20 protein-coding genes are annotated in these 25,115 nt (G+C 72.2%); 10 read left to right on the forward strand and 10 right to left on the reverse strand.

Annotation, left to right across the window (positions count from 1 at the left end; translation table 11 throughout):
- Positions 1-106: 106 nt before the first annotated feature.
- From dxs to JF597_RS13595, 3 genes are all read left to right on the forward strand, one after another.
- Positions 107-2,023, forward strand: coding sequence for a 1-deoxy-D-xylulose-5-phosphate synthase (gene dxs, locus JF597_RS13585; RefSeq protein WP_293993560.1), 1,917 nt, complete (start codon positions 107-109; stop codon positions 2,021-2,023).
- Positions 2,024-2,246: 223 nt separating this feature from the next.
- A complete protein-coding gene (locus tag JF597_RS13590) occupies positions 2,247-3,743 on the forward strand; it encodes an amino acid permease (RefSeq protein ID WP_293993562.1) in 1,497 nt (498 codons plus the stop codon).
- Positions 3,744-3,815: 72 nt separating this feature from the next.
- Complete coding sequence (locus JF597_RS13595; RefSeq protein ID WP_293993563.1) at positions 3,816-5,264, forward strand: glycosyltransferase family 39 protein; 1,449 nt, start codon at positions 3,816-3,818, stop codon at positions 5,262-5,264.
- Positions 5,265-5,377: 113 nt separating this feature from the next.
- On the opposite strand, the gene JF597_RS13600 is transcribed toward JF597_RS13595, so the two are convergent.
- Positions 5,378-5,749, reverse strand: a complete 372-nt coding sequence (locus JF597_RS13600) for an NTP pyrophosphohydrolase (RefSeq protein ID WP_293993565.1) — start codon at positions 5,747-5,749, stop codon at positions 5,378-5,380.
- A gap of 64 nt (positions 5,750-5,813) precedes the next feature.
- On the opposite strand from JF597_RS13600, the gene JF597_RS13605 reads away from it, so the two are divergent.
- Positions 5,814-6,830 (forward strand): hypothetical protein, encoded by a 1,017-nt coding sequence (locus JF597_RS13605; RefSeq protein ID WP_293993567.1) that lies wholly within the window; start codon positions 5,814-5,816, stop codon positions 6,828-6,830.
- 69 nt (positions 6,831-6,899) lie between these two features.
- Here JF597_RS13605 and JF597_RS13610 read toward each other — a convergent pair whose 3' ends face one another.
- From JF597_RS13610 to JF597_RS13620, 3 genes are all read right to left on the reverse strand, one after another.
- A complete protein-coding gene (locus JF597_RS13610; RefSeq protein ID WP_293993569.1) occupies positions 6,900-9,029 on the reverse strand; it encodes a 3-hydroxyacyl-CoA dehydrogenase NAD-binding domain-containing protein in 2,130 nt (709 codons plus the stop codon).
- On the reverse strand, positions 9,026-10,243 hold the full coding sequence (locus JF597_RS13615; protein ID WP_293993570.1) for an acetyl-CoA C-acyltransferase: 1,218 nt from the start codon (positions 10,241-10,243) through the stop codon (positions 9,026-9,028). Before JF597_RS13615 ends, JF597_RS13610 begins: the two co-directional genes overlap by 4 nt.
- Positions 10,244-10,547: 304 nt before the next feature.
- Positions 10,548-11,582 (reverse strand): hypothetical protein, encoded by a 1,035-nt coding sequence (locus tag JF597_RS13620; protein ID WP_293993572.1) that lies wholly within the window; start codon positions 11,580-11,582, stop codon positions 10,548-10,550.
- 547 nt (positions 11,583-12,129) lie between these two features.
- On the opposite strand from JF597_RS13620, the gene JF597_RS13625 reads away from it, so the two are divergent.
- Positions 12,130-12,864, forward strand: coding sequence for a TetR/AcrR family transcriptional regulator (locus JF597_RS13625; RefSeq protein WP_293993573.1), 735 nt, complete (start codon positions 12,130-12,132; stop codon positions 12,862-12,864).
- Between the two features lie 42 nt (positions 12,865-12,906).
- Here JF597_RS13625 and JF597_RS13630 read toward each other — a convergent pair whose 3' ends face one another.
- From JF597_RS13630 to JF597_RS13640, 3 genes are all read right to left on the reverse strand, one after another.
- Positions 12,907-14,187, reverse strand: coding sequence for a ribonuclease D (locus tag JF597_RS13630; protein WP_293993574.1), 1,281 nt, complete (start codon positions 14,185-14,187; stop codon positions 12,907-12,909).
- Positions 14,188-14,381: 194 nt separating this feature from the next.
- Positions 14,382-15,041, reverse strand: coding sequence for a response regulator transcription factor (locus tag JF597_RS13635; protein ID WP_089104714.1), 660 nt, complete (start codon positions 15,039-15,041; stop codon positions 14,382-14,384).
- A gap of 289 nt (positions 15,042-15,330) precedes the next feature.
- Positions 15,331-16,017, reverse strand: a complete 687-nt coding sequence (locus JF597_RS13640; protein WP_293993577.1) for a DUF3000 domain-containing protein — start codon at positions 16,015-16,017, stop codon at positions 15,331-15,333.
- 108 nt (positions 16,018-16,125) lie between these two features.
- Here JF597_RS13640 and hemE point away from each other — a divergent pair, with 108 nt between their 5' ends.
- A complete protein-coding gene (hemE, locus tag JF597_RS13645) occupies positions 16,126-17,193 on the forward strand; it encodes a uroporphyrinogen decarboxylase (RefSeq protein WP_293993578.1) in 1,068 nt (355 codons plus the stop codon).
- Between the two features lie 9 nt (positions 17,194-17,202).
- Here hemE and JF597_RS13650 read toward each other — a convergent pair whose 3' ends face one another.
- Positions 17,203-18,027 carry a rhomboid family intramembrane serine protease gene (locus tag JF597_RS13650; protein ID WP_293993580.1) on the reverse strand — a complete coding sequence of 275 codons (825 nt, stop codon included), beginning with the start codon at positions 18,025-18,027 and terminating at the stop codon, positions 17,203-17,205.
- A 121-nt stretch (positions 18,028-18,148) separates the two neighbouring features.
- Between JF597_RS13650 and JF597_RS13655 the strand changes: the two genes are divergently transcribed.
- Positions 18,149-18,451, forward strand: coding sequence for a hypothetical protein (locus JF597_RS13655; RefSeq protein ID WP_293993581.1), 303 nt, complete (start codon positions 18,149-18,151; stop codon positions 18,449-18,451).
- A 95-nt stretch (positions 18,452-18,546) separates the two neighbouring features.
- On the opposite strand, the gene JF597_RS13660 is transcribed toward JF597_RS13655, so the two are convergent.
- Together JF597_RS13660 and JF597_RS13665 are read right to left on the reverse strand one after the other, a co-directional pair.
- On the reverse strand, positions 18,547-19,935 hold the full coding sequence (locus tag JF597_RS13660) for an FAD-dependent oxidoreductase (protein WP_293993583.1): 1,389 nt from the start codon (positions 19,933-19,935) through the stop codon (positions 18,547-18,549).
- 37 nt (positions 19,936-19,972) lie between these two features.
- The gene (locus JF597_RS13665; RefSeq protein ID WP_293993585.1) at positions 19,973-20,872 is read right to left on the reverse strand and encodes a DUF4349 domain-containing protein; all 900 of its coding nucleotides are present in this window, start codon (positions 20,870-20,872) and stop codon (positions 19,973-19,975) included.
- 327 nt (positions 20,873-21,199) lie between these two features.
- Here JF597_RS13665 and JF597_RS13670 point away from each other — a divergent pair, with 327 nt between their 5' ends.
- Genes JF597_RS13670 through hemQ form a run of 3 tightly spaced genes read left to right on the forward strand, consistent with a single transcriptional unit; the run spans position 21,200 to position 25,115 of the window.
- Entirely contained in the window at positions 21,200-22,852 is a 1,653-nt protein-coding gene (locus tag JF597_RS13670) for an IS200/IS605 family accessory protein TnpB-related protein (RefSeq protein WP_293993587.1), read from the forward strand.
- Positions 22,849-24,378, forward strand: coding sequence for a protoporphyrinogen oxidase (gene hemG, locus JF597_RS13675; RefSeq protein ID WP_293993588.1), 1,530 nt, complete (start codon positions 22,849-22,851; stop codon positions 24,376-24,378). Before JF597_RS13670 ends, hemG begins: the two co-directional genes overlap by 4 nt.
- 5 nt (positions 24,379-24,383) lie before the next feature.
- Positions 24,384-25,115 carry a hydrogen peroxide-dependent heme synthase gene (hemQ, locus tag JF597_RS13680; protein WP_293993590.1) on the forward strand — a complete coding sequence of 244 codons (732 nt, stop codon included), beginning with the start codon at positions 24,384-24,386 and terminating at the stop codon, positions 25,113-25,115.

The following is a 25,115-nucleotide window of genomic DNA, read 5'->3' on the forward strand; positions in this document are numbered from 1 at the left end:
ATCGCGTGACCCATGACCCAAGGGCCGGAGTCGTTCCGCTCGGGCGGAACATTAGACTCGACGAGCCCGGCAACAGCTCGATCAGCTCTACTGCAAGGAGGCACGGGTGCCGCTGCTGACCCGTATCAGGGGACCGCGCGATCTGGACCGGCTCAGCCCCGAGGAGCTGGTCCAGCTGGCAGAGGAGATCCGGAGCTTCCTCGTGGACGCTGTCTCCAAGACCGGCGGACACCTCGGTCCCAACCTGGGCGTGGTCGAGCTCACCATCGCCCTGCACCGCGTCTTCGACTCCCCGAAGGACAAGGTGCTCTGGGACACCGGCCACCAGTCCTACGTGCACAAGCTGCTCACCGGCCGTCAGGACTTCTCCAAGCTCAAGCAGAAGGGCGGCCTGTCCGGCTACCCCTCGCAGGCCGAGTCCGAGCACGACGTCATCGAGAACAGCCACGCCTCCACCGTGCTCGGCTGGGCCGACGGCATCGCCAAGGCCAACCAGCTGCTCGAACGCGACAGCCACGTCGTCGCCGTGATCGGTGACGGCGCCCTGACCGGCGGCATGGCCTGGGAGGCGCTGAACAACATCGCCGACGCCAAGGACCGCCCGCTCGTCATCGTCGTCAACGACAACGAGCGCTCGTACGCCCCGACCATCGGAGGCCTCGCCAATCACCTGGCGACCCTGCGTACGACGGACGGGTACGAGCGGTTCCTGGCCCGCGGCAAGGACCTGCTGGAGCGCACGCCGGTCGTCGGCAGGCCGCTCTACGGCACCCTGCACGGTGCCAAGAAGGGGCTGAAGGACTTCATCGCCCCGCAGGGCATGTTCGAGGACCTGGGCCTGAAGTACGTCGGCCCGATCGACGGCCACGACATGGAGGCCCTGGAGTCGGCCCTGGCGCGGGCCAAACGGTTCGGTGGCCCGGTGATCGTGCACTGCCTCACCGAGAAGGGCCGCGGCTACCAGCCCGCCCTCCAGGACGAGGCCGACCGCTTCCACGGCATCGGCCCCATCCACCCCGACACCGGCCTGCCGGTCAAGGCCTCCGGCGCCGACTGGACCTCGGTCTTCGGCGACGAGATGGTCGAGCTCGGCAGGGAGCGCGAGGACATCGTCGCCATCACGGCGGCCATGCTCCAGCCGGTCGGCCTGAAGAAGTTCGCGGACACCTTCCCGGACCGCATCTACGACGTCGGCATCGCCGAGCAGCACGGCGCCGTCTCCGCGGCGGGCCTCGCCACGGCCGGCCTGCACCCCGTCTTCGCCGTGTACGCCACCTTCCTCAACCGCGCCTTCGACCAGGTGCTGATGGACGTGGCCCTGCACCGGTGCGGGGTGACCTTCGTCCTGGACCGGGCAGGCGTCACCGGCACCGACGGCGCCTCCCACAACGGCATGTGGGACATGTCGATCCTCCAGGTCGTCCCCGGCCTCCGGCTCGCCGCACCGCGCGACGCCGACCAGGTCCGGGCGCAGCTCCGCGAGGCCGTCGACGTCGACGACGCCCCGACGGTCGTCCGCTTCTCGAAGGGCGCGGTCGGCCCCGCCGTGGCCGCCGTCGGCAAGGTCGGCGGCATGGACGTGCTGCGCGAGCCCGGCACCGACACCCCCGACGTGCTCCTCGTGTCGGTGGGTGCGCTGGCCCCCATGTGCCTGGAGATCGCCACCCTCCTCGACAAGCAGGGCATCTCCACCACCGTGGTCGACCCGCGTTGGGTCAAGCCGGTCGACGAGGCGATGGCCCCGCTGGCCGAGCGCCACCGGGTGGTCGTCACGGTCGAGGACAACCTCCGCGTCGGCGGCGTGGGCTCCACCATCGCCCAGGCCCTGCGCGACGCGGGCGTCGACGTCCCCCTCCGCGACTTCGGCATCCCGCCCCGCTTCCTCGACCACGCCTCGCGAGCCGAGATCATGGCGGAGATCGGCCTGACCGCCCCGGACATCGCCCGCCAGGTCACCGGTTTGGTCGCGAAGCTGGACGGCCAGCCGACGGATGTCAGCTCGGTGGAACCGGCGAGGGACTGATCAAAGCCGCCCCAGCTGGAGCGCCCCTTTAGGGGCGCGGGGAACTGCGCGACCAGCCCCCACCGGCCCGCACCCCCCGACGAATCCCGAACCACCCCGATGGGTCGGTCTCACCTCTCCGGTGGCGAGACCGACCCATCTGCGTGAACCTGCCCTTGCCGGGGCATACGCACCCCCGGCCCTCTCGATCATGTCGAGGACGACAAACGTGGGAGGTAGGCACGTGGGCAGCACGCTCTTCAGGACCAAGAACGTCGAACAGTCCATCAAGGACACCGAGGAACCGGAGCACGCGCTCAAGAAGTCGCTGTCGGCCCTGGACCTCACGGTCTTCGGCGTGGGTGTCATCATCGGCACCGGCATCTTCGTCCTGACCGGCGCGGCGGCCAGGAACAGCGCAGGCCCCGCCGTCGCGCTCTCCTTCGTCGTGGCCGGCGTCGTCTGCGGCCTCGCCGCACTCTGCTACGCAGAGTTCGCCTCCACCGTCCCGGTGGCCGGCTCCGCGTACACCTTCTCGTACGCCTCCCTCGGCGAGTTCCCCGCGTGGATCATCGGCTGGGACCTGGTGCTGGAGCTGGCGCTGGGCACGGCGGTGGTCGCCGTCGGCTGGTCGGGTTACATCCACTCGCTGCTCGACAACGCCGGCTGGCATCTGCCGGCGTACCTCAGCGGCCGCGACGGCGCCCACGGCTTCGGCTTCGACATCCTCGCCGCCGCCCTGGTCCTCGTCCTCACCGCGATCCTCGTCGTCGGCATGAAGCTCTCCGCCCGGGTCACCTCGGTCGTCGTCGCCATCAAGGTGGCCGTCGTCCTGGTCGTCATCATCGCGGGCGCCTTCTTCATCCACAGCGGCAACTACAGCCCCTTCATCCCGCCGAAGGAGGCCGTGCCGGCCGGCGGAAACCTCAAGGCCCCGCTGATCCAGCTGATGTTCGGCTGGGCACCGTCCAACTTCGGCGTGATGGGCATCTTCACCGCCGCCTCCGTCGTCTTCTTCGCCTTCATCGGCTTCGACGTCGTCGCCACCGCCGCCGAGGAGACCCGCAACCCCCAGCGGGACGTGCCGCGCGGCATCATGGGCTCCCTGATCATGTGCACCCTGCTGTACGTCGCCGTGGCCGTCGTGGTGACCGGCATGCAGAAGTACCGCGAGCTCTCCGTGGACGCCCCGCTGGCCGACGCCTTCAAGGCCACCGGACACCCCTGGTTCGCCGGCCTGATCAGCTTCGGCGCCGCCGTCGGCCTGACCACCGTCTGCATGATCCTGCTGCTCGGCCAGTCCCGGGTGTTCTTCGCGATGAGCCGGGACGGCCTGCTGCCCCGCTTCTTCTCCCACACCCACCCGAGGTTCCGCACCCCGTACCGGCCGACCATCCTGCTCGGCGTCGTCATCGCGATCGTCGCCGGGTTCACCAGTCTCAGCGAACTCGCCGAACTCGTGAACATCGGCACGCTCTTCGCCTTCATCGTCGTCGCGATCAGCGTGGTCATCCTGCGCAACACCCGGCCCGACCTGGAGCGGTCCTTCCGCACCCCCTGGGTGCCGGTGCTGCCGGTCCTGTCCGTGCTGGCCTCGCTGTGGCTGATGCTCAACCTGCCCGCCGAGACCTGGCTGCGGTTCGCCGTCTGGATGGTCATCGGCTTCGGCGTCTACTTCCTCTACGGCCGCTCGCACAGCCGCCTCGCCCAGGCCGAGCGGACCCCCGCCGACGCTCCGTGACCGGCACTCTCGCCACTTCGGCCCCGTATGTCCCGTCCGGGTGGGACTGCGGGGCCGGATAGCGTGCTCCCCATGCTTCTCGCGCCCCTCGCCCCACCACGGTCCGCAGTCGCAGGGAAGGGGTACTGGACGCGGCTGCTGCCGCTGCTCGCCGTGCTGGCCTGCGTGACCCGGGTGCCGTCCTTCCTCCGGCCGCTGTGGAACCCGGACGAGGGCTATCTCGCCGTACAGGCCCGCATACTGGCCCACGGCGGACAGCTGTACGAGACGGTCGTGGACCGCAAGCCGCCGCTGCTGCCCTGGCTGTACGAGGGGACCTTCGCGGTCTTCGGGTCCGGGTCGCTCACCCCGGTCCGGATCCTCGCCGTACTGGCCCAGCTGGCCACCGCCGCCCTGCTCGCCTCGCTCGCCCGGCGGCGCTGGGGCGACCGCGCGGGCCGCACCGCCGGGGCGCTGTACCTCCTGGTCTCGGTCGGACTCAACCCCGAGGACGCGCAGGCGGCCACCTTCGAGGTGTTCATGCTGCCCTGCACGGCCGCCGCGATGTGGTGCGCCGACCGCCGCCGCTGGGGAGCCGCCGGGGCCGCCGTCGCCTGCGCCTTCCTCACCAAGCAGACCGGCGGCGCCGTCCTGCTGCCGGTGCTCTACCTCCTCAACCGGTACGGCGGTGCGCGCGCGGGCCTGCCCAGGCTGGCGGCCGGCGCCGCCCTGCCCGTGCTGGGCGCGGCCCTGGCCACCGACCCGGCCGGCTTCGCCTTCTGGACGGTCACCGGCTCCGGCGCCTACGCCACCTTCACCGGCTCGGAACTCCACGTGCTCCTGCGGGCGGTGGCCAACACCGCGATCCTCGGCGCGGCCTCGGCCGGCCTGCTCCCGCCCATCGCGCGGACCCTGCGCATCGCCCGCACCGGCGCCGTCGACCTGTGGCTGTGGCTGGCCGCGTCGGCGGCCGCCGTCACCCTCGGCTTCCACTTCTTCGGCCACTACTTCCTGCAACTCACCCCACCGCTCGCCCTGCTGGCCACCGCGGCGCTGCAGGTCCTGCCGCGGGAACGGACCCCGGCGGCCGTCCTCGCCTCGGGTTGCGCCTGCACCCTCTTCCTGACCTGGGGCGTCCTGGCCCCCCGCCCCGAACTCGCGCACGCCCAGCGGCTGGCGCTCACCCTCGACCGCCGTACCGCGCCCGGCGACCGGGTCCTGGTCTGGGGCATACACCCGGAGACGTACTGGCTCGCCGACCGCACCCCCGCCACCCGCTACCTCACCGCCGGCCTCCTCACCAACTTCAGCGGCGGCCGGGACGGCCCGCAGGTCGGGGAGAAGTACGCCGTCGCCGGCACCTGGCCCGTCTTCCGCGCGGAACTGGCCGACCGGGCACCGGCCCTGGTGATCGACGACTCCCGCGGCAAACCGTACGGCCCCGACCGCGTCCCGAGCCTGCGCAGGCTGCTCACGGCCGGCTACGAACAGGCGGGCGAGGTGGACGGGGCGGTGCTGTACGTCAGGGTGCCGGGGGAGTAAGCGCCCTGAAGGGGCGCTGGGGGTACCCCCGGCCGAAGGCTGGGGGAGGAACTGCGCGACCGGCCCCCACCGGCCCGCGGTCAACGAACCGGACAACCCGCGGAGCGCCCAGCTCAGCGCAGCACGGCGCTCGGCCCGATCACCTCCGCGCCCAACTCGGTGACCCGGCTCCGCAGCTCACGGTCGGCGGTGACGACGAGCCGGGGCCGGCCGGGGGCCTCGGCGGCCAGCTCCACGATCCGGTCGTCGCCGCTGCCGGGTGCCGACTCCACCCGTACGCCGGGCACCGAAGCCACCCCGCGGGCCGCGCCCTCGACGACGAGCACCAGCTCCACCGGTGTGGGCCGGCCGGGCAGTCCCCGCTCGGCGAGCCGGTCGCGCAGCCGTTCGGCGGCTCCCCTGCGGTCCCGCCACCAGCCGTCCGGCCGCGACCCGACGACGTTCGCGCCGTCGACGATCACCAGCAGGGGAGCTTCGTCTTCCATGTCCCAAGCCTCGCATGCCAGGGGCCGCCCCACTGCCCCGAACGGCCCCGCTTAGAGTGAAGCGGTGAACGGCGACTGGCTCCTCCGCGGCCGTGACGGCCGGCTCAGTGTCTATCTGCCGTCCGACGACGCCGTGCTGTGCCGCGCGGAACGCGGACCCGGCGCGCCGTGGGGCACGCCCCGGAAGGTGGGCGGCGACCAGCGCCTGCACCCGGGCTTCGCGGTGGGACAGGGCGTCGACGGGTACGCGCACCTGGTCGCCTGGCGGCCCACCGTGAAGGGCGAGGCGGGGCTGGTCCACTCCACCCACTTCCGGTCGCATCTGGCCGCCCTGGACTGGCAGTCGATCGGTCACCCGGGCAAGAAGGGGGAGGTGACCGGGGCGCCGGCCGTCGCCGTGGACGCGGTGGGCCGCGCCCATGTCTTCGTCCGCAACCGGGGGCGCGGGGTGAGCATGGTCGCGCAGAAGGAGAAGGGCGACTGGGAGCCGTGGCGGGACCTGAAGGGGCGGCTGGTCGAGGACGGGCTCGCCGCGGTGACCGGTGAGTCGGGGCGCGTCGAGGTGTACGCGGCCGTGCCCGGCGGGATCGTGTACTGGCGTCAGGAGGAGGCCGGCAAGCCGCCCGTGCAGGTGGAGGCGCTGGAGGCCCCGGTCCGGCCGGGCACCCTCACCGCCCTCGCCACCTCGGCCGAGAGCACGACCCTCTACTACACCGACGAGTCCGGTGACCTGTGCGCCTGGCGTCCGGGCGGCAAGCCGTACGCCCTGCTGGCCTCCGCCGGGCCCGGCCCGGTCGCCGCGGTCCGCTGCGAACTCGACGGGTACGACTGCACCCTGCTCGCCCAGCGCTCGGCGGGCGGCCGGGTGGCCTTCGCCGCGTATCCGACCCAGGACGAGCGGGCCGGCGCCTGGTGGACCGAGTCGGGACCGCAACTCCCGCTGGATGCCCGGGTGGCTCTGACCACGGACGCGGCGGGCCGGGTGACCGCGGCGAGCCTGTCCCCGTCCACCGGCCGGTTCCTCCTCACCCGCCGCAAGGACGAGACCGGGCTGGCCCTTGAGGCCTGGCGCGAGGTCTGAGCGCCGTACGGCACGTCAAGAGGGGCCCTCCGCGCGGTGCGGAGGGCCCCTCTGGTACTGCTGTGGCCGTTACGCGGGGACCGAAGCCACGCCAGGGGCCAGGAACTTCTTGCCGTTCACGCGCTCGGAGACGCCCTCGCGGTCCAGGTACGGCGTGATGCCGCCCAGGTGGAAGGGCCAGCCGGCGCCCGTGATCAGGCAGAGGTCGATGTCCTGCGCCTCGGCGACGACACCCTCGTCGAGCATGAGCCCGATCTCCTGGGCGACGGCGTCCAGGACGCGGTCGCGGACCTGCTCCTCGGTGAGGACGACGTCACCCTGCTTGAGCAGCGCGGCGACCTCGGGGTCCAGCTCCGGCTTGCCGCTGTCGTAGACGTAGAAGCCGCGCTTGCCCGCCTTGACGACGGCCGCGAGGTTCGGGGAGACCGTGAAACGGTCCGGGAAGGCCCGGTTGAGGGTCTCCGAGACGTGCAGGCCGATGGCGGGACCGACCAGCTCCAGGAGCACCAGCGGGGACATCGGCAGGCCCAGCGGCTCGACCGCCTTCTCCGCGACCTCGACCGGGGTGCCCTCGTCGATGACGTTCTGGATCTCGCCCATGAAGCGGGTGAGGATGCGGTTGACGACGAACGCCGGGGCGTCCTTGACCAGCACCGCGGTCTTCTTCAGCTTCTTGGCGACCGCGAAGGCGGTGGCCAGCGAGGCGTCGTCGGTCTGCTCGCCGCGGACGATCTCCAGGAGCGGCAGGATCGCGACCGGGTTGAAGAAGTGGAAGCCCACGACCCGCTCGGGGTTCTTGAGCTTCGACGCCATCTCGGTCACCGAGAGGGAGGAGGTGTTGGTGGCGAGGATCGCGTGCGCCGGGGCGACCGCCTCGACCTCCGCGAACACCTGCTGCTTGACGCCGATCTCCTCGAACACGGCCTCGATGACGAAGTCCGCGTCGGAGAAGCCCTCGGCCTTGTCCAGCACACCCGTGACCAGGGCCTTCAGGCGGTTGGCCTTGTCCTGGTTGATACGGCCCTTGCCGAGCAGCTTGTCGATCTCGGCGTGGACGTAGCCCACACCCTTGTCGACGCGCTCCTGGTCGATGTCGGTCAGCACGACCGGCACCTCCAGGCGGCGCAGGAAGAGCAGCGCGAGCTGGGAGGCCATCAGACCGGCGCCCACGACGCCGACCTTGGTGACCGGACGCGCCAGGTTCTTGTCCGGGGCGCCGGCGGGCCGCTTGCCGCGCTTCTGCACCAGGTTGAACGCGTAGATGCCGGCCCGCAGTTCGCCGCCCATGATCAGGTCGGCGAGGGCCAGGTCCTCGGCGTCGTAACCCTGCTGGAGGTCGCCGTTCTTGGCGGCGGCGATGATGTCCAGGGCCCGGTAGGCGGCCGGGGCCGCGCCGTGCACCTTGGAGTCGGCGATGAAGCGGCCGCGGGCGACGGCCTGGTCCCAGGCCTCGCCGCGGTCGATCACGGGACGCTCGACCGCGATGTCGCCCTTGAGTACGGACGCCGTCCAGATCAGCGACTGCTCCAGGAAGTCGGCGCCCTCGAAGAGGGCGTCGGCGATGCCGAGGTCGAAGACCTGCTCGCCCTTGAGCTGCTTGTTCTGGTTGAGGCTGTTCTCGATGATGACCGAGACGGCCTTGTCGGCGCCGATCAGGTTCGGCAGCAGCGCGCAGCCGCCCCAGCCCGGGACCAGACCGAGGAAGACCTCGGGCAGCGAGAACGCCGGGATGGCCTTCGAGACGGTCCGGTACGTGCAGTGCAGACCGACCTCGACGCCACCGCCCATGGCGGCACCGTTGTAGTAGGCGAAGGTCGGCACCGCGAGGCCCGCGAGGCGCTTGAAGACCTCGTGGCCGCCCTTGCCGATGGCGAGCGCGTGCTCGTGCTCCTTGAGGAGCTCGACGCCCTTGAGGTCGGCGCCGACCGCGAAGATGAACGGCTTGCCGGTGATGCCGACACCGACGATCGCGCCCTCGGCGGCCTCCTTCTCCACCTGGTCGATCGCGGTGTTGAGGTTCGCCAGCGAGGCCGGGCCGAAGGTGGTCGGCTTGGTGTGGTCCAGGCCGTTGTCCAGGGTGATCAGCGCGAAGCGGCCGGCCCCGGACGGCAGGTCGAAGTGGCGTACGTGCGCCGACGTCACGACCTCGTCGGGGAACAGGTCCGAGGCCTGCTTCAGAAGCTCGGCGGTGGTGCTCACTTGTCCCCCTCGAAGTGCGGGTTCTCCCAGATGACCGTCGCGCCCATGCCGAAGCCGACGCACATGGTGGTCAGGCCGTAGCGGACGTTCGGCTGCTCCTCGAACTGGCGGGCCAGCTGCGTCATCAGACGCACGCCGGAGGAGGCCAGCGGGTGACCGAAGGCGATGGCGCCGCCGTACTGGTTGACGCGCTCGTCGTCGTCCGCGATGCCGTAGTGGTCGAGGAAGGCCAGCACCTGCACGGCGAAGGCCTCGTTGATCTCGAACAGACCGATGTCGGAGATGCTCAGCCCGGCCTGGGCGAGCGCCTTCTCGGTGGCCGGGATCGGGCCGTAGCCCATGACCTCGGGCTCGACACCCGCGAAGGCGTACGACACGAGGCGCATCTTGACCGGCAGGTTGTTCTCGCGGGCGAAGTCCTCGGAGGCGATGATCGAGGCGGTCGCACCGTCGTTCAGACCGGCCGCGTTGCCCGCGGTGACCCGGCCGTGCACCCGGAACGGGGTCTTCAGACCCGACAGGTTCTCCAGGGTGGTCCCCGGCCGCATCGGCTCGTCGGCGGTGACGAGACCCCAACCGGTCTCACCGCCTTCGGGGTTGGTGCGGCGCACCGAGATCGGCACCAGGTCGGCCTGGATCTGGCCGTTGGCGTACGCCTTGGCGGCCTTCTCCTGCGAGCGCACCGCGTACTCGTCCGCGCGCAGCTTGGTGATCTGCGGGTAGCGGTCGTGCAGGTTCTCGGCGGTCATGCCCATGAACAGCGCCGACTCGTCCACCAGCTTCTCGCTGACGAACCGCGGGTTCGGGTCGACGCCCTCGCCCATCGGGTGCCGGCCCATGTGCTCGACACCACCGGCGATGGCGACGTCGTACGCGCCGAAGGCGACGGAACCGGCGACCGTGGTGACGGCGGTCAGGGCGCCGGCGCACATGCGGTCGATGGAGTAGCCGGGCACGGAGGTCGGCAGGCCCGCGAGGATGCCCGCGGTACGGCCGATGGTCAGACCCTGGTCACCGATCTGCGTGGTCGCGGCGACGGCGACCTCGTCGATCTTCTTGGTGTCCAGCCCGGGGTTGCGGCGCAGCAGCTCCCGGATCGCCTTCACGACGAGGTCGTCGGCACGGGTCTCGTGGTAGATGCCCTTCGGGCCCGCCTTGCCGAACGGGGTACGGACGCCGTCGACGAAGACGACATCCCTGACGGTACGAGGCACGATTGGCTCTCCTCCAGGGTGCGGGATGGCACTGCTGCGATGCGCTGAGCACGCGCTCAGGCCCCATGCTACTTATGAGTAACGTGACTGCCCAGTCCTGGAGGGTGGAGCGGCGAACGTCACACGGGAAAGCGCCCTTTTAGGGGCGCTGGGGGTACCCCCGGCCGAAGGCTGGGGGAGGAACTGCCCGCGCAACCAGCCACGGCCCGCAGCCTGCCACGGCGCTCACCGGGACGGCGCGAGGCGACGCCGGGGCCACGGTCCGCGGTGTGCGTGCCCAGCTCGAAGATGCGGGCGTTGCCCGTCAGCAGCCGCCGGGCGGGGGCGGGGTGGGACCTGGGCGCGGGTGACGTGAGCACAGGGGCTCCTCTCGTGGGCGGTCCTCGGAGAAGGGGATGGGAGGGGGCCGGAGGCCCGGCACGCCGACGGCCCCGGTCATGACGGGCGCCGCGAGGGCGCAGATCAACAGCGGCCCACGGTCGGCCGAGTCGTCGTCGCCGTACGCGAGCCGGACGGCGGCCGGCCCGCACACCACGCCCAGCGCGTCGAGCACCCGGACCGTGTAGTCCACAAGTGCCTGCCCCGCCGGGCCGTCAGGCGCGCGCGGTCCGGCAGGGACGTCCGCCCTCAGGCCGGTGACGACGTGCTCGGGCCGTCCGTCCGGGCCGGGGCGGGTGACGGTGTCGAGCGCGTACCGGCGCCGACCGGGCCGCTCGGTCAGTACCAGGTGCGGGCTGCCGGAGTACCGGGCGGCCGCGTGCCACAGGGCCGGCCAGGCCGCGCCGATCCCGTCTTCGTCCGCGCATTCCACCGCGTCGACCGGGATTCCGGCGGCTGCCGGGGCGAGCAGGTAGCCGGCCGCCGGGTGCGACCGCGCCCAGTCCACGGCCTCGGCCGGGCGCGCGGTACGGATGCCCCGCGGCGCCGGGATCCCCAGCCGGGCCAGCCGGGCCGCCTGGGCGCCGCGGTCGTATCTCAGCGGGGAGGACGCGGGATCGGCTGTGCGGAGACCGAGCTGCCAGGCCATCCGCTCGGCCAGTTCGATGCCCCCGGTACCGCTCGCGACGACGGCCGACACCCCCAGCGCCCGCAGCGCCTTGACCGTCTGCCGCAGCCCCCGGTGCACGACCGCGTCGGCGTACCCGGCCGGCGGCGTCGCGTTCCGGTACGCCGGCGGCCGCAGCCGGGGCTCCGGAAGGACGGCCACGGTCCTCAGGTCGTGGCGCGCGAAGGCCCGTGGACAGGGGCCACCGCCCTCGTACGGGGCGACCACCGCCACGGTGCCGGTGGTGGGACCGGCCCGCAACACGGCCGCGACGGCGGAGGGAACGGTGGTCATGGCAGCGGACTCCCGAGCGGGTGTGGGCGGGGGCGGGGCCACGGTTCGGCACGCCGCTCGGCCGGGGAAAGTGTCTGAAAGAGCACGGTCGTACCGCGTCCGGCCGACGGCCCCGGCCCGGTGGCGCCTAGCCTGTTGGGACCAAGTGGTCTCTTCTGCGTTGCTTCCCCCTCTGTACCGCTGGAACGGCGTGCCGGTTCCTCGGACTACCGGGCAACTTACCGGAGGAGGACAGTGGTTGTCTGGACCGGGTGACCGGGCCGGGGCGGTCAGGGCGGCCAAGGACCGTTACCCGAAAAGGAGTAATGTCCATATGGCCGTGACGGTCTCTCGGCTAGAAGGGACTACTTGGTCTGTTCTGGCTCCCCAGTCTGGAACCCGGGTCTGGTGACGTCAAGCGAGCAGCGGCCGCGGGCGGTGTCCCCGGGTACTATCGGGACGCTGATCAGCCCGTGCGCGGAGGGGTGTTCCGGAACGCGTGCGCGGCTGTCCCGGACAAAGCCCGATCGGTCGCACACCCGTCACCGGGCCTCGAAGGCGAGATCGAATGAGCAACCCGCGCAGGCCGCGACGGCAGCAGCAGCGCGCCATCGACACCAGGCAGCGCATCCTCGACACCGCGGGTGCGCTCTTCGTGAGGGACAGCTACGAAGGCACGTCGATCGGTGACCTCATCACCGCCGCACGGACCAGCAAGGGAGCCTTCTACCGGCATTTCCCGGGCGGGAAGATCGAAGTGGCGACGGCCATCATGCAGAACACGCTGACCATGGACGGCCTGCGGGAACAGCGGATCAAGCTCCAGGAAGTGGTCGACATCGGAATGATCCTGGCCCACCGGATCTCCCACGAGAACGCTCTGCAGGCCGCTTTGAAGCTGTCGTTCCACAGCAGTGCGCCGGACACCTACGGGACGCCGTGGCCCGACTGGATCGCCTTCAACACGGAGCAGCTCGCCGAAGCGCGGCGCCGCGGCGAGCTGAAGAACTTCGTCGACGTCGAGCAGCAGGCCTACCAGATCGCGGGGAACTGGGCCGGAGTGGTGCTCATCTCGAACACCCTCGACCGGCACATGCGGAATGTCGAAGCTCGGATCTCCCGCATGTACCGCAACCTGATGACCGCGATCGCGGTTCCGGACCTGCTGCCCGAGATCGACTTCTCCGTGGACCGGGGCAGGCATCTGCACACCGCGTTCCTGGAAGGCCCGGCCGACCGGACTGATCCGGCCGGACCGGAACCGCCGCAGGGCGAACCGGCCGCTGGGGACCCGGGTGCGTGAGCCGAACGGACCGGCCGCCGACGCCGTGCGCCGGCCGTCCGCCTAGGCGGACAGCGCCGCCACCAGCACCGGGGTCACCTGCTCCACCTGCCAGGGCCGCGCGCCGTACCCCACCAGCGCGGCCCCCACGGTCTCCGCGTCGACCGCCTGCGGCGGCTCCCAGCAGAGCCTGCGCACGGTGTCCGGCGCGATGAGGTTCTCCTGCGGCATGGTGAGCTGCTCGGCCAGCGCCGAGACCGCGGCCCTGGCGGCCGACAGGCGGGCCGCCGCGGCGGGGTCCTTGTCGGCCCACGCCCGGGGCGGCGGCGGCCCCGTCACGGGCTGTCCCGGCTGCGGCAGCGCGGGGTCCGGCAGCGTCCTGGCGCGGTCCACCGCAGCCTGCCACTGCTCCAGCTGTCGCCGCCCCATCCGGTGGCCGTAGCCGTTCAGTCCCGCGAGGGCGTGCACATTTGGCGGCAGCGCCAGCGCGGCCTCCACGATCGCCGCGTCACTGAGCACCTTGCCCGGTGACACGTCCCGCTTCTGCGCGATCCGGTCCCGGGTCTGCCACAGCTCCCGCACCACCGCCAGCTGCCGGCGCCGGCGCACCTTGTGCATTCCCGACGTGCGGCGCCAGGGGTCCTTGCGCGGCTCGGCCGGGGGCGCGGCCGCGATCGCGTCGAACTCCTGCCGCGCCCACTCCAGCTTCCCCTGCCGGTCCAGCTCCTTCTCCAGGGCGTCCCGCAGGTCGACGAGCAGCTCGACGTCCAGCGCCGCGTACCGCAGCCAGGGCTCGGGCAGCGGCCTGGTCGACCAGTCGACGGCGGAGTGGCCCTTCTCCAGCACGAAGCCGAGGACGCCCTCGACCATGGCGCCCAGCCCCACCCGCGGGAACCCGGCGAGCCGGCCGGCCAGCTCGGTGTCGAAGAGGCTGCTGGGCGTCATGCCTATCTCGCGCAGGCAGGGCAGGTCCTGGGTGGCCGCGTGCAGCACCCATTCGACGCCGGCCAGTGCCTCGCCGAGGCCGGAGAGGTCGGGGCAGGCGACGGGGTCGATCAACGCGGTACCCGCGCCCTCGCGGCGCAGCTGGACGAGGTAGGCGCGCTGGCCGTAGCGGTAGCCGGAGGCACGCTCGGCGTCGACGGCGACCGGCCCGGAGCCGGCGGCGAAGGCGGCGATCACGCCGGCCAGCGCGGCCTCGTCCACGACCACCGGCGGAATGCCCTCGCGGGGCTCCAGCAAAGGGATCGGCGCCCCCGTCACAGAAGATCCGGCGTCGTCCGGAGGGGTGCCCCCGGTGGTGCGCAGTGAACTGTCTGCTGCGGTGTCTTGGGCGTCGGTCACATGTCAAGGGTATCTGTGTGTGGACGGCGTCCGTCGACGGAACGTTCCGTCGACGGACGCCGGAGGGTCGTAAACCAGTCAGGCCGGTGAAAGATCAGGTCCACGAACGGGGGACAGCGGGCTACGGCATGACGACGGGCCGGCGGCCGGTCCGGTCACGTCGGTGAACGTATGACCAGTCGGTGACCAGTGGGTCAGTGGATGATGCCGGTGCGCAGGGCCACGGCGACCATCCCGGCGCGGTCGCCCGTGCCGAGCTTGCGGGCGATGCGGGCGAGGTGGCTCTTGACGGTGAGGGCGGACAGGCCCATCGAGACGCCGATCGCCTTGTTCGACTGGCCCTCCGCAACCAGCCGGAGCACCTCGACCTCACGGCCGGAGAGCTCGCGGTAGCCGCCCGGGTGGCTCGGGGCACCCGGGGGGCGGCGGTGCATGCGGGAGGCGGCGCCGATGGGGGCGGCACCGGGTCGGGTGGGGAGCCCGATGTTGGTGCGGGTGCCGGTGACGACGTAGCCCTTGACCCCGCCGGCCAGGGCGTTGCGCACGGCGCCGATGTCGTCGGCGGCGGACAGGGCCAGGCCGTTGGGCCAGCCCGCCGCGCGGGTCTCGGACAGGAGGGTCAGGCCGGAGCCGTCGGGCAGGTGGACGTCGGCGACGCAGATGTCACGGGGGTTGCCGATGCGGGGACGAGCCTCCGCGATGGACGAGGCCTCGATGACATCGCGCACGCCGAGCGCCCACAGGTGGCGGGTGACGGTGGAGCGGACGCGCGGGTCGGCCACGACCACCATGGCGGTGGGCTTGTTCGGGCGGTAGGCGACCAGGCTTGCGGGCTGCTCTAGGAGAACGGACACCAGGCCTCCTGGGTGGGGGACGGGGCCGGCTTGCGGGGAAGAAGCCGGGACGAACCGTGCTTTCAAGGTCACAGTCGTCTTCGGCACCAAACCCGTCCGCCTTTAGAGAATGATCACGATCTGGTGAGTAACAATACGTGCAATTCGGACACGCGATCGATCATCCGAAGATCGAATCGGTTCGGGCCGTTGCGGTACGGGACAGAAAGTGGCCGTATCGACAAAGACATGGTCAATGAAGGGTGAGTCGACGGGACCCGGGTGGACGGGTCCCGGTGACGGTGCGGGTTCAGCGGGCCTGCGGGTCGCGGCGCTGCGGCAGCGTGACCACCGAGGCATCGCCCGGGGCGGCCGGCGGCAGGCCCGCCACCTGCGCCAGCAGATCGCACCAGGAGGCGAGGTGGGAGGCGGCGTCCGGGACGCCGGTGCGGCCCTCGCGGGGCGTCCAGGAGGCCCGGATCTCGATCTGCGAGGCGGCGGGGCGCGCGGACAGCCCGCCGAAATAGTGCGAACTGGCGCGCGTCACGGTCCCGCTCGGCTCGCCGTACGACAGGCCGCGTGCCTGGAGCGCGCCGGTCAGCCACGCCCAGCAGACGTCCGGCAGCAGCGGATCGGCCGCCATCTCCGGCTCCAGCTCCGCGCGGACCAGCGTGACCAGCCGGAACGTGCCGTGCCAGGCGTCGTGCCCGGCCGGGTCGTGCAGCAGGACGAGACGCCCGTCGGCGAGATCCTGCTCGCCGTCGACCACCGCCGCCTCCAGGGCGTACGCGAACGGGGCGAGGCGCTGCGGGGCGGGGGTCGGCTCCACCTCGACCTGCGGCCGCAGGCGGGCGCCGCGCAGCGCGTCGACCGCGGCCCGGAAGGCCGGCGGTACCGGTGGCGCCGTACTCCCGGTATGTCCTTCGTCCTCCCCGGTGTCCTTCCCCTCGCCCATCCCGCCAGCGCCGTCCGACAGTCGTCCCTGAGCCGCAGCCATGCGGGGAAGAGTAAGGGGAACGACGCCTTCGCGCAGGGAGAGACACCACCTAAGGACCATGTAAGGGCGCCGCGGGACCGGCTCCCGGAGCGTGCGAGACTTGCCGTCGTGAGTGCGAACGGAAGCCCCGCGGGCCAGCAGCCGACAGCGACGTACGACAGTGCCTTCCTGAAGGCGTGCAGGCGTGAACCCGTGCCGCACACCCCCGTCTGGTTCATGCGCCAGGCCGGCCGTTCGCTGCCGGAGTACCACAAGGCGCGCGAGGGCATCCCGATGCTGGAGTCGTGCACGCGGCCCGAGCTGGTCGCCGAGATCACCCTCCAGCCCGTCCGCCGGCACCACGTGGACGCGGCGATCTACTTCAGCGACATCGTCGTCCCGCTCAAGGCCATCGGCATCGACCTCGACATCAAGCCCGGCGTCGGCCCGGTCGTCGCGCACCCGATCCGCACCCGCGCCGACCTCGCCCGGCTCCGCGACCTCACCCCCGAGGACGTCTCCTACGTCACCGAGGCCGTCGGCCTGCTCACCGCCGAGCTCGGCCCGACCCCGCTGATCGGCTTCGCCGGCGCCCCGTTCACCCTCGCGAGCTACCTCGTCGAGGGCGGCCCCTCGCGCACCTACGAGAACGCCAAGGCGATCATGTACGGCGACCCGGAGCTCTGGGCCGACCTGCTCGACCGTCTCGCCGACATCACGGCCGCGTTCCTGAAGGTGCAGATCGAGGCCGGCGCCTCCGCCGTCCAGCTCTTCGACTCCTGGGCCGGGGCGCTGGCCCCCGCCGACTACCGCCGCTCGGTGCTGCCCGCCTCCGCGAAGGTCTTCGACGCCGTCGCCGGGTACGGCGTCCCGCGCATCCACTTCGGCGTCGGCACCGGCGAACTGCTGAAGCTCATGGGCGAGGCCGGCGCGGACGTCGTCGGCGTCGACTACCGGGTCCCGCTCGACGAGGCCGCCCGCCGCGTCGGCCCCGGCAAGGCGCTCCAGGGCAACCTCGACCCGGCCGTCCTGTTCGCCGGCAAGGACGCCGTGGAGACCAAGGCCCGCGAGGTGCTCGACGCGGCCGCGGGGCTCGAAGGCCACATCTTCAACCTGGGCCACGGCGTGATGCCGTCCACCGACCCGGACGCGCTGACCCGCCTCGCCGAGTTCGTGCACACCGAGAGCGCGCGCTGACCCGGTCCGCTACCAGCCGTGCCGGGGCCGGGCCCGCCTGCCGAACAGCAGGCCCCGCGGCTCCGGCGGCGGGGGCGTGCCCGGCTTGAGCGGCCAGGCGAGCACCATGCCGACCAGGAAGCCGACGATGTGCGCCGCGTACGCCACGGTCCCGGCGTCGGAGACGCCCTCGCCGGACGAGTAGACCGCCTGCAGTACGAACCAGAAGCCCAGCACCAGCCAGGCGGGCAGCCGCAGCGGCAGGAAGATCAGGAAGGGCACCAGGACCCAGACCCTGGCCCTCGGGTAGAGGACCAGGTACGCGCCCAGGACCCCGGCGATCGCGCCGGACGCGCCGATCAGCGGGTCGCCCGACGAGGCGTTGAGGAGCGCGAAACCGTAGCCGGCCGCGTAGCCGCAGAAGACGTAGAAGAGGAAGAAGCGGATGTGGCCCATCCGGTCCTCGACGTTGTTGCCGAAGATCAGCAGGAACAGCATGTTGCCCAGCAGGTGCAGCCAGCTGCCGTGCAGGAACATCGCCGTGAAGACCGACAGCGCGGGCGACTTGTCGTAACCGGGCGGGCCGACGACACAGCCGGCGCCGCTCCGGCCGATGCCCACCTGGCCGGTCGGGACCAGCTGCGGCATCTGATGGTGGATCAGCTCCCGGGGGACCGCCGCGTAGTGGTCCATGAACGCCTGCAGATGACACAGCTGCGCCAGATCGCTGCCGCCGGCCACGGAACCGGCTATGCCGGGCGTGAACAGGAAGACGAGCACGTTCGCGGCGATCAGCGCGTACGTCACGTACGGCGTGCGACGCACCGGGTTCACGTCATGAACGGGGATGACCACAGCTGACTAGTGCCCAGGGCGGGGGCGCTCGATGCGCGGCGAGGCCCGGTGAACGTCGGCACGCGCGCGTGCGTATGTCCTTGCGACCGACGTGAGGTTCAGGCGACGTGAGGAACAGGCGATGAACGAGCGGGTTACTCCTCAGGCATTTCCTCCCATGCAGGCGCTCCCCGACGGTGAGGCGGAGCTCTCCCTTGTCGTACGGCTTCCCTGGGAGGACGTGGCACGGCTCGGTCAGGAGGCGGGGCGGCTGGCCGCGCAGATGCAGCGGCCGGTGACGCTCGACGAGGCGGTGAGCAATCGGTTGCGGTCGACGCGACCCGCGGCCGCGCATGCGCGGCCGGGGACCGAGCAGCCTGCTGCCGCGGCTGCGCCGGGAGGGGCCGGGGTCACTTCGCTGCCGCGGATCAGTGGGACGGCTTGATCGCCGTTGCGGGGCGCGGGTGCGCTGTGGCTGGTCGCGCAGTTCCTCCCCCGGCCTTCGGCCGGGGGTACCCCCAGCGCCCCTGACGGGGCGCTTCAGTGGCCGTCGCGCACTTTGGTCGCCGCCTTTCGGGCAGCCACCAGCACGGGGTCCCACACCGGTGAGAACGGTGGGGCATAGCCCAGGTCCAGGGCTGTCATCTGTTCCACCGTCATGTTCGCCGTGAGGGCCACCGCGGCGATGTCGACCCGCTTGCCCGCGCCCTCCCTGCCCACGATCTGCACGCCCAGCAGGCGGCCCGTGCGGCGTTCCGCGAGCATCTTGACGGTCATGGGGTTCGCGCCGGGGTAGTAGCCGGCGCGGCTCGTGGACTCGATGGTGACCGTCTCGAACTGGAGGCCCACCCGCAGCGCGTCCTTCTCGCGCAGGCCGGTGCGGGCGATCTCCAGGTCGCAGACCTTGCTCACCGCCGTGCCGACGACGCCGGGGAACGTGGCGTAGCCGCCGCCCACGTTGGTGCCGATGACCTGGCCGTGCTTGTTGGCGTGGGTGCCCAGCGGGATGTACTGCTCCTGGCCCGAGACCAGGTTCAGCACCTCCACGCAGTCGCCGCCGGCCCAGATGTCCTCGTGGCCGCGCACCCGCATCGCGAGGTCGGTGAGCAGCCCGCCGTGCCGGCCGACGGGCAGGCCCGCCGCCTGGGCGAGGCCGGTCTCCGGGCGGACGCCGATGCCGAGGATCACCACGTCCGCCGGGTACTCGGCGTCCTCCGTGGCCACCGCGCGCACCCTGCCGTCCTGGCCGGTGAGCAGCTTGGTGACCTCGGTGTCGTTGACCATGGTGATGCCGAGGCCCTCCATGGCCCCGTGCACGAGGCGGCCCATGTCCGGGTCGAGCGTGGACATCGGCTCGCTGCCGCGGTTGACGACCGTCACCTCGTAGCCGCGGTTGATCAGCGCCTCGGCCATCTCGACGCCGATGTAGCCGGCGCCGACCACCACGGCCCGGCGGCCACGCGTGCGTGCCAGCGTGTCGAGGAGGGCCTGGCCGTCGTCCAGGGTCTGCACGCCGTGCACCCCCGGCGCGTCCGCGCCCGGCATGTCGGGGCGGATCGGGCGGGCGCCGGTGCCGATGACGAGCTTGTCGTACGGCGTCCAGGACTCGGCGCCGGAATCCAGGTCACGCGCGCGTACCCGCTGGCCGACCACGTCGATCTCGGTGACCTCGGTGCGCAGCCGGAGGTCGATCGCGCGGGCGCGGTGCTCCTCGGGGGAGCGGGCGATCAGGTCGTCCCGCTCCTCGACGTCTCCGCCGACCCAGTACGGGATCCCGCACGCCGAGTAGGAGGTGAAGTGGCCGCGTTCGAAGGCCACGATCTCCAACTCGTCCGGTCCCCGCAGCCGACGTGCCTGGGACGCCGCGGACATGCCCGCGGCGTCACCGCCGATCACCACCAGTCGTTCCCGCCCACCGTTCATGCTCATGCGAACACGCTACGGGGCGCGGGCATTTCGGGCTCGCTCAGGTCTCACTGCCCGGCCGGGCGGCGGTACGGCGCCGGCGGGCGAGCCTCCACCACAGCAGCGCCAGTACGGCCGCCAGGGCCGCGAACGGCAGGGCGGCACCCAGGGCCAGGGCGATCCAGCGCAGCAGGGTGACGAAGACGTGCCAGCCGCCGGAGACGGCGTCCAGGAACCCCGGGCCGTCGTCCCTCGCGGCCTTCGCGACCGGCGTCTGCGTGAGGGACAGCGTGATCGTGGCCATGCTGGTGCGGTCCTTCAGGGACGCCTGCTGGGCGAGCAGCGCCTCCAGGTCGGACTCCCGGCTGCTCAACTCCCCTTCCAGGGTGACCACGTCACTGAGCTTGGCCGCCCGGTCCATCAGCTCGCGGACCCGGGCCACGCTGGCCCGCTGCGACCTGATCCGGCTGTCCACGTCGACCACCTGGTCGGTGACGTCCTGCGCCTTCGCGGTGCGGTCGATCAGCTTGCCCGCGCCCTGGAGGCCGGTGAGCACCTCGTCGTACTTCCCGGTGGGGACCCGGAGGACCACGCGGGTGTGTTCGTGGCCCTCCGGGTCCCGGCTGGTGGTCTCGTCGCCGACGTAGCCGCCGGCGTCCTCGGCCGTGGTGCGGGCCGCGTCCAGGGCCTTGGGGACGTCCTTGACCTGCACGGTCAGGGAGGCGGTGCGGATGATCCGGTCCGCGGTGAGGTCGGGTGCCGTCCTGGCGGCCCCGCTGCCGCTGTCCTTGGCACCCGCCGAGCCCGCCGCCTCCCCGGCGGCACTGTGCACGTCGGCCTTGGCATCGCTCGCGGAGCCGCCGCCGGAGGCGTCGTTCGCACCGCAGCCGGTGAGGACGAGGGCGGCGGTGAGCAGGAGGCCGGCGAGGACGGGGCGTACGGGTCGTGCGGGATGGCGCATGGTTCCCCCCGAGGGCGGTGACGACTGACGCGACTTCGACGCCGGGGCGGGGCGGGACGTTCGGGGGCGACGGTCCCGGTGCGGTCACGGTCCGGACGCGTACGGGTCACCGGGCCGGGGCGGGAGCGCCGGCGGGGTTGTGAACGGTCGGCTGTCGATGGCTCTTGAGTGCGTTCTGGCCCGCGTGAGTGAGCCTCGGGGCGGTGGGCGCGCTCTCCCTTCTCGTGGGGAACGAGAGTTCTGAGGTCGAATGTGCGACCTTTGTCGCGGATGCTCGTTTGGCGGGGTGAGGGTTTTCTGCGGCGCGGAACCGGGGGGTGACGAGGGGTGGGTGGACTGCGGCAGGTGGTGGCGCCGTTTGTGGCGCCCGGTCCCTCGGGTGTTGCGATCCGTACGCGGCTCAAGGGCCTGACCGGCGGGGACGAGGAGGTGCTAGGCCTGGTCGGCGACCATCTCGGCGCACTGGCTTCCCGCGATCTCAAGGCCTGGTGCGCGGCCGGACTTGAGCATGACAGTGAGCGGTGGGCCGAGCGCAAACGGGCCCTGACCTCGGAGTCCTCCTCACGCTGGGCGGGGTCGGTCACGAAGGCCAGTCATGACCAGTGGGCGCTGGCCCGGCGTGGTCTGCTCGCGTACATCCACAGTCTTCAGGCCGGTGTGCGCACCCTCGCCCACCGGCTGTCGTTGCCCGTGGGCGAGAAAGGCACCAAGCACGCGCCCGGCGGCTACCGGAGCGGGCAGGAGTGGTTCGCGAAGTCCCGGCGTCTGCGGGTCCTGGAAGACCGGCTTCAGGCGGCACAGGCAGACTGGCACGCCGGCATTGTGCATGTGGTGCGCGGCGGCAAGCGGCTGCTGAACACCCGCCACCACCTTGAGGCCGCCGGGCTCGGTGAAGCAGGATGGCGCCGCCGTTGGCGGGCCGAACGCCGCTTCCTCCAGGCGGACGGGGAGTCCGGCAAGCGGTGCGGCAACGAGACCATCCGCGTCACCCCCGACGGCGAAGTGTCGATCAAGCTCCCCGCCCCGCTGGCGTATCTGGCGAACGCGCCGCACGGCCGCTACGTCCTGGCCGCGCGGGTGTCGTTCGCACACCGGGGCGAGCAGTGGGCCGACCGCGTCAGCGCGAACCGGGCCGTGGCCTACCGCATCCACGAGGACACGGGGCGCGGGCGCTGGTACCTGACCGCCTCCTGGACCCTGCCCCCCGTCCAGACCATCCCGCTGGATGCGGCCCGCGCGAAGGGTGTGGTCGGCGTGGACACCAACGCCGACCACCTGGCCGCCTGGCGTCTGGACGCACACGGCAACCCCCTCGGCGAACCGCTGCGCTTCAGCTATGACCTCACCGGGACCGCTGGTCACCGTGACGCCCAGGTCAGACACGCTCTGATCCGCCTGCTGCACTTCGCCCGGCGGCACGGCCTCACGATCGCCGTCGAGGACCTCGACTTCACCGCGGAGACCACCCGGGAGAAGCACGGCCGCAGGAAGCGGTTCCGGAACCTGATCTCCGGCATGCCCGTGGCCCGCCTCCGCGCCAGGCTCGTGTCCATGGCGACCGAACTCGGGATACCCGTCATCGCCGTCGACCCCGCCTACACCAGCCGCTGGGGCGCCCAGCACTGGCAGCAACCCCTCACCACCACAGGCAGGAAACCCACCCGCCACGATGCAGCCGCCGTGGCGATCGGAAGACGCGCCCTGGGACACCCGATCCGGCGACGGACGGCACCGCCCCCACACGACCGGAGTGATCGTGCGGGGCATCGGACCGTCCAGGCCGTATCGGTGGCCCCGGGGCGTGAAGGACACCGCCCCCGCATCCCCGGACCACGGACACGATCCGTGCCGACCGGAACGGCAGCGAACGCGGTCGACCAGAACGCCCAACACCGTCCGGGGCGTTCGGCTGAGCACGAGCCCTGGCAACAGGACTCTCCGCTCAGTCTCCAGAAACGGTCTGAGAGAGTGAGGACATGAGCGCAACGGGTACGGGCACGGGCCGGGTCGTCGTCGTCGGAGCCGGGATCGCGGGGCTGGCCGCGGCGCACCGGCTGCTGGAGCGCGGCGCGCGCGTGACCGTGCTGGAGGCCTCGGAGAGAGTGGGCGGCAAGCTGCTGCCCGGGGAGATCGCGGGCGTGCGGGCCGACCTGGGCGCCGAGTCGATGCTGGCCCGCCGGCCCGAGGCGGTCGCCCTCGCCCGCGAGTCCGGGCTCGGCGAGCGGCTGCAGGCCCCCGCCACCGCCACGGCCGCCATCTGGACCCGGGGCGCCCTGCGCCCCATGCCCAAGGGCCATGTCATGGGCGTCCCCGGCACCGCCGCCGCGCTGTCCGGCGTGCTCTCCGAGGAGGGCCTCGCCCGCATCGAGGGCGACGCCGGCCTGCCCCGGACCGAGGTCGGCGACGACGTGGCGGTGGGGGAGTACGTGGCCGCCCGGCTGGGCCGGGAGGTCGTCGATCGGCTGGTCGAGCCGCTGCTCGGCGGGGTCTACGCGGGCGACGCGTACCGCATCTCGATGCGGTCCGCGGTCCCGCAGCTCTACCAGGCCGCGAAGACCCACGACTCGCTGACGGAGGCCGTCCGCGAGATCCAGGCCAAGGCCGCGGCCAACCAGCAGAACGGGCCGGTCTTCATGGGCATCGAGGGCGGCGTCGGCACCCTGCCGCTCGCGGTCGCCGCGTCGGTGCGGGCCCGCGGCGGCGAGATCGTCACCGGCGCGCCCGTCACGGAACTGCGCAGGGTGCCGACCGACAGCGCGGACGCGGCCGCCCGTGACGGCTCCGGGACCGGTGCGTCCGCCTCGCCGGCCGCCGCCGGCGCGCGCACCGCCTGGCGGGTCGTCGCCGGCGACCGGGTGCTGCACGCGGACGCCGTGATCGTCGCCGTACCGGCCCCCGTCGCCGCCGCCCTGCTGCGCGCCGAGGCGCCCGCCGCCGCGGCCGAACTGGCCGCCGTCGAGTACGCCTCGATGGCCCTGATCACCCTCGCCTACCGCCGTTCCGGGCTCGGCCTGCCCGCCGGCAGCGGCTTCCTCGTCCCGCCCGTCGACGGCCGCACCATCAAGGCCTCCACCTTCGCCTCCCAGAAGTGGGGCTGGATCGCCGACGAGGACCCGGACGTCGTCGTCCTGCGCACCTCGGTCGGCCGGTACGGCGAGACCGCGGTCCTCGGCCGCGAGGACGCCGATCTCGTCGACCTCTCCCGGCACGACCTGCGCGAGGCCACCGGCCTGGACGCGACCCCGGTCGCCACCCGCGTCACCCGCTGGACCGGGGGCCTGCCCCAGTACCCGGTCGGCCACCACGCGCGCGTGGCCCGCGTCCGCGAGCACGTCGCGAAGCTCCCGGGCCTCGCGGTGTGCGGCGCGCAGTACGACGGGGTCGGCATCCCCGCCTGCGTCGCGAGCGCGTACGCGGCGGTGGACCAGCTGGCGGGCGACCTCAGCGGTGTGGCGGAGCTGACGGCCAACCCGGTGCAGAGCCTGCACGGCGGAGCGGGAGAATAGGGACCATGAGTGACGACGCCCCCACCACCGAGTCCGGCAGGATCCCGAACAAGGGCAAGCTGGCCAAGGACCTCAACGAGGTCATCCGCTACACCCTGTGGTCGGTCTTCAAGCTGAAGGACGTGCTGCCCGAGGACCGCGCGGGCTACGCCGACGAGGTCCAGGAGCTGTTCGACCAGCTCGCCGCCAAGGACGTGACGGTCCGCGGCACCTACGACGTCTCCGGGCTGCGTGCCGACGCCGACCTGATGATCTGGTGGCACGCGGAGTCCAGCGACCAGCTCCAGGAGGCGTACAACCTCTTCCGCCGCACGAAGCTGGGCCGTGCGCTGGAGCCGGTCTGGTCGAACATGGCGCTGCACCGCCCCGCCGAGTTCAACCGGTCGCACATCCCGGCCTTCCTCGCCGACGAGACGCCGCGCAACTACGTCAGCGTGTACCCGTTCGTGCGGTCGTACGAGTGGTACCTGCTGCCCGACGAGGACCGCCGCCGGATGCTCGCCGACCACGGCAAGATGGCCCGCGGCTACCCGGACGTGCGTGCCAACACGGTGGCCTCGTTCTCGCTCGGCGACTACGAGTGGGTCCTGGCCTTCGAGGCCGACGACCTGTACCGCATCGTCGACCTCATGCGCCACCTGCGTGGTTCCGAGGCCCGCCGGCACGTCCGCGAGGAGGTCCCGTTCTACACCGGGCGCCGCAAGTCCGTGGCCGATCTGGTCGCGGGCCTCGCCTGA

The sequence above is a fragment of the Streptomyces sp. genome, assembly GCF_019510245.1.
In the GTDB taxonomy this organism is placed as follows: Bacteria; Actinomycetota; Actinomycetes; order Streptomycetales; family Streptomycetaceae; genus Streptomyces.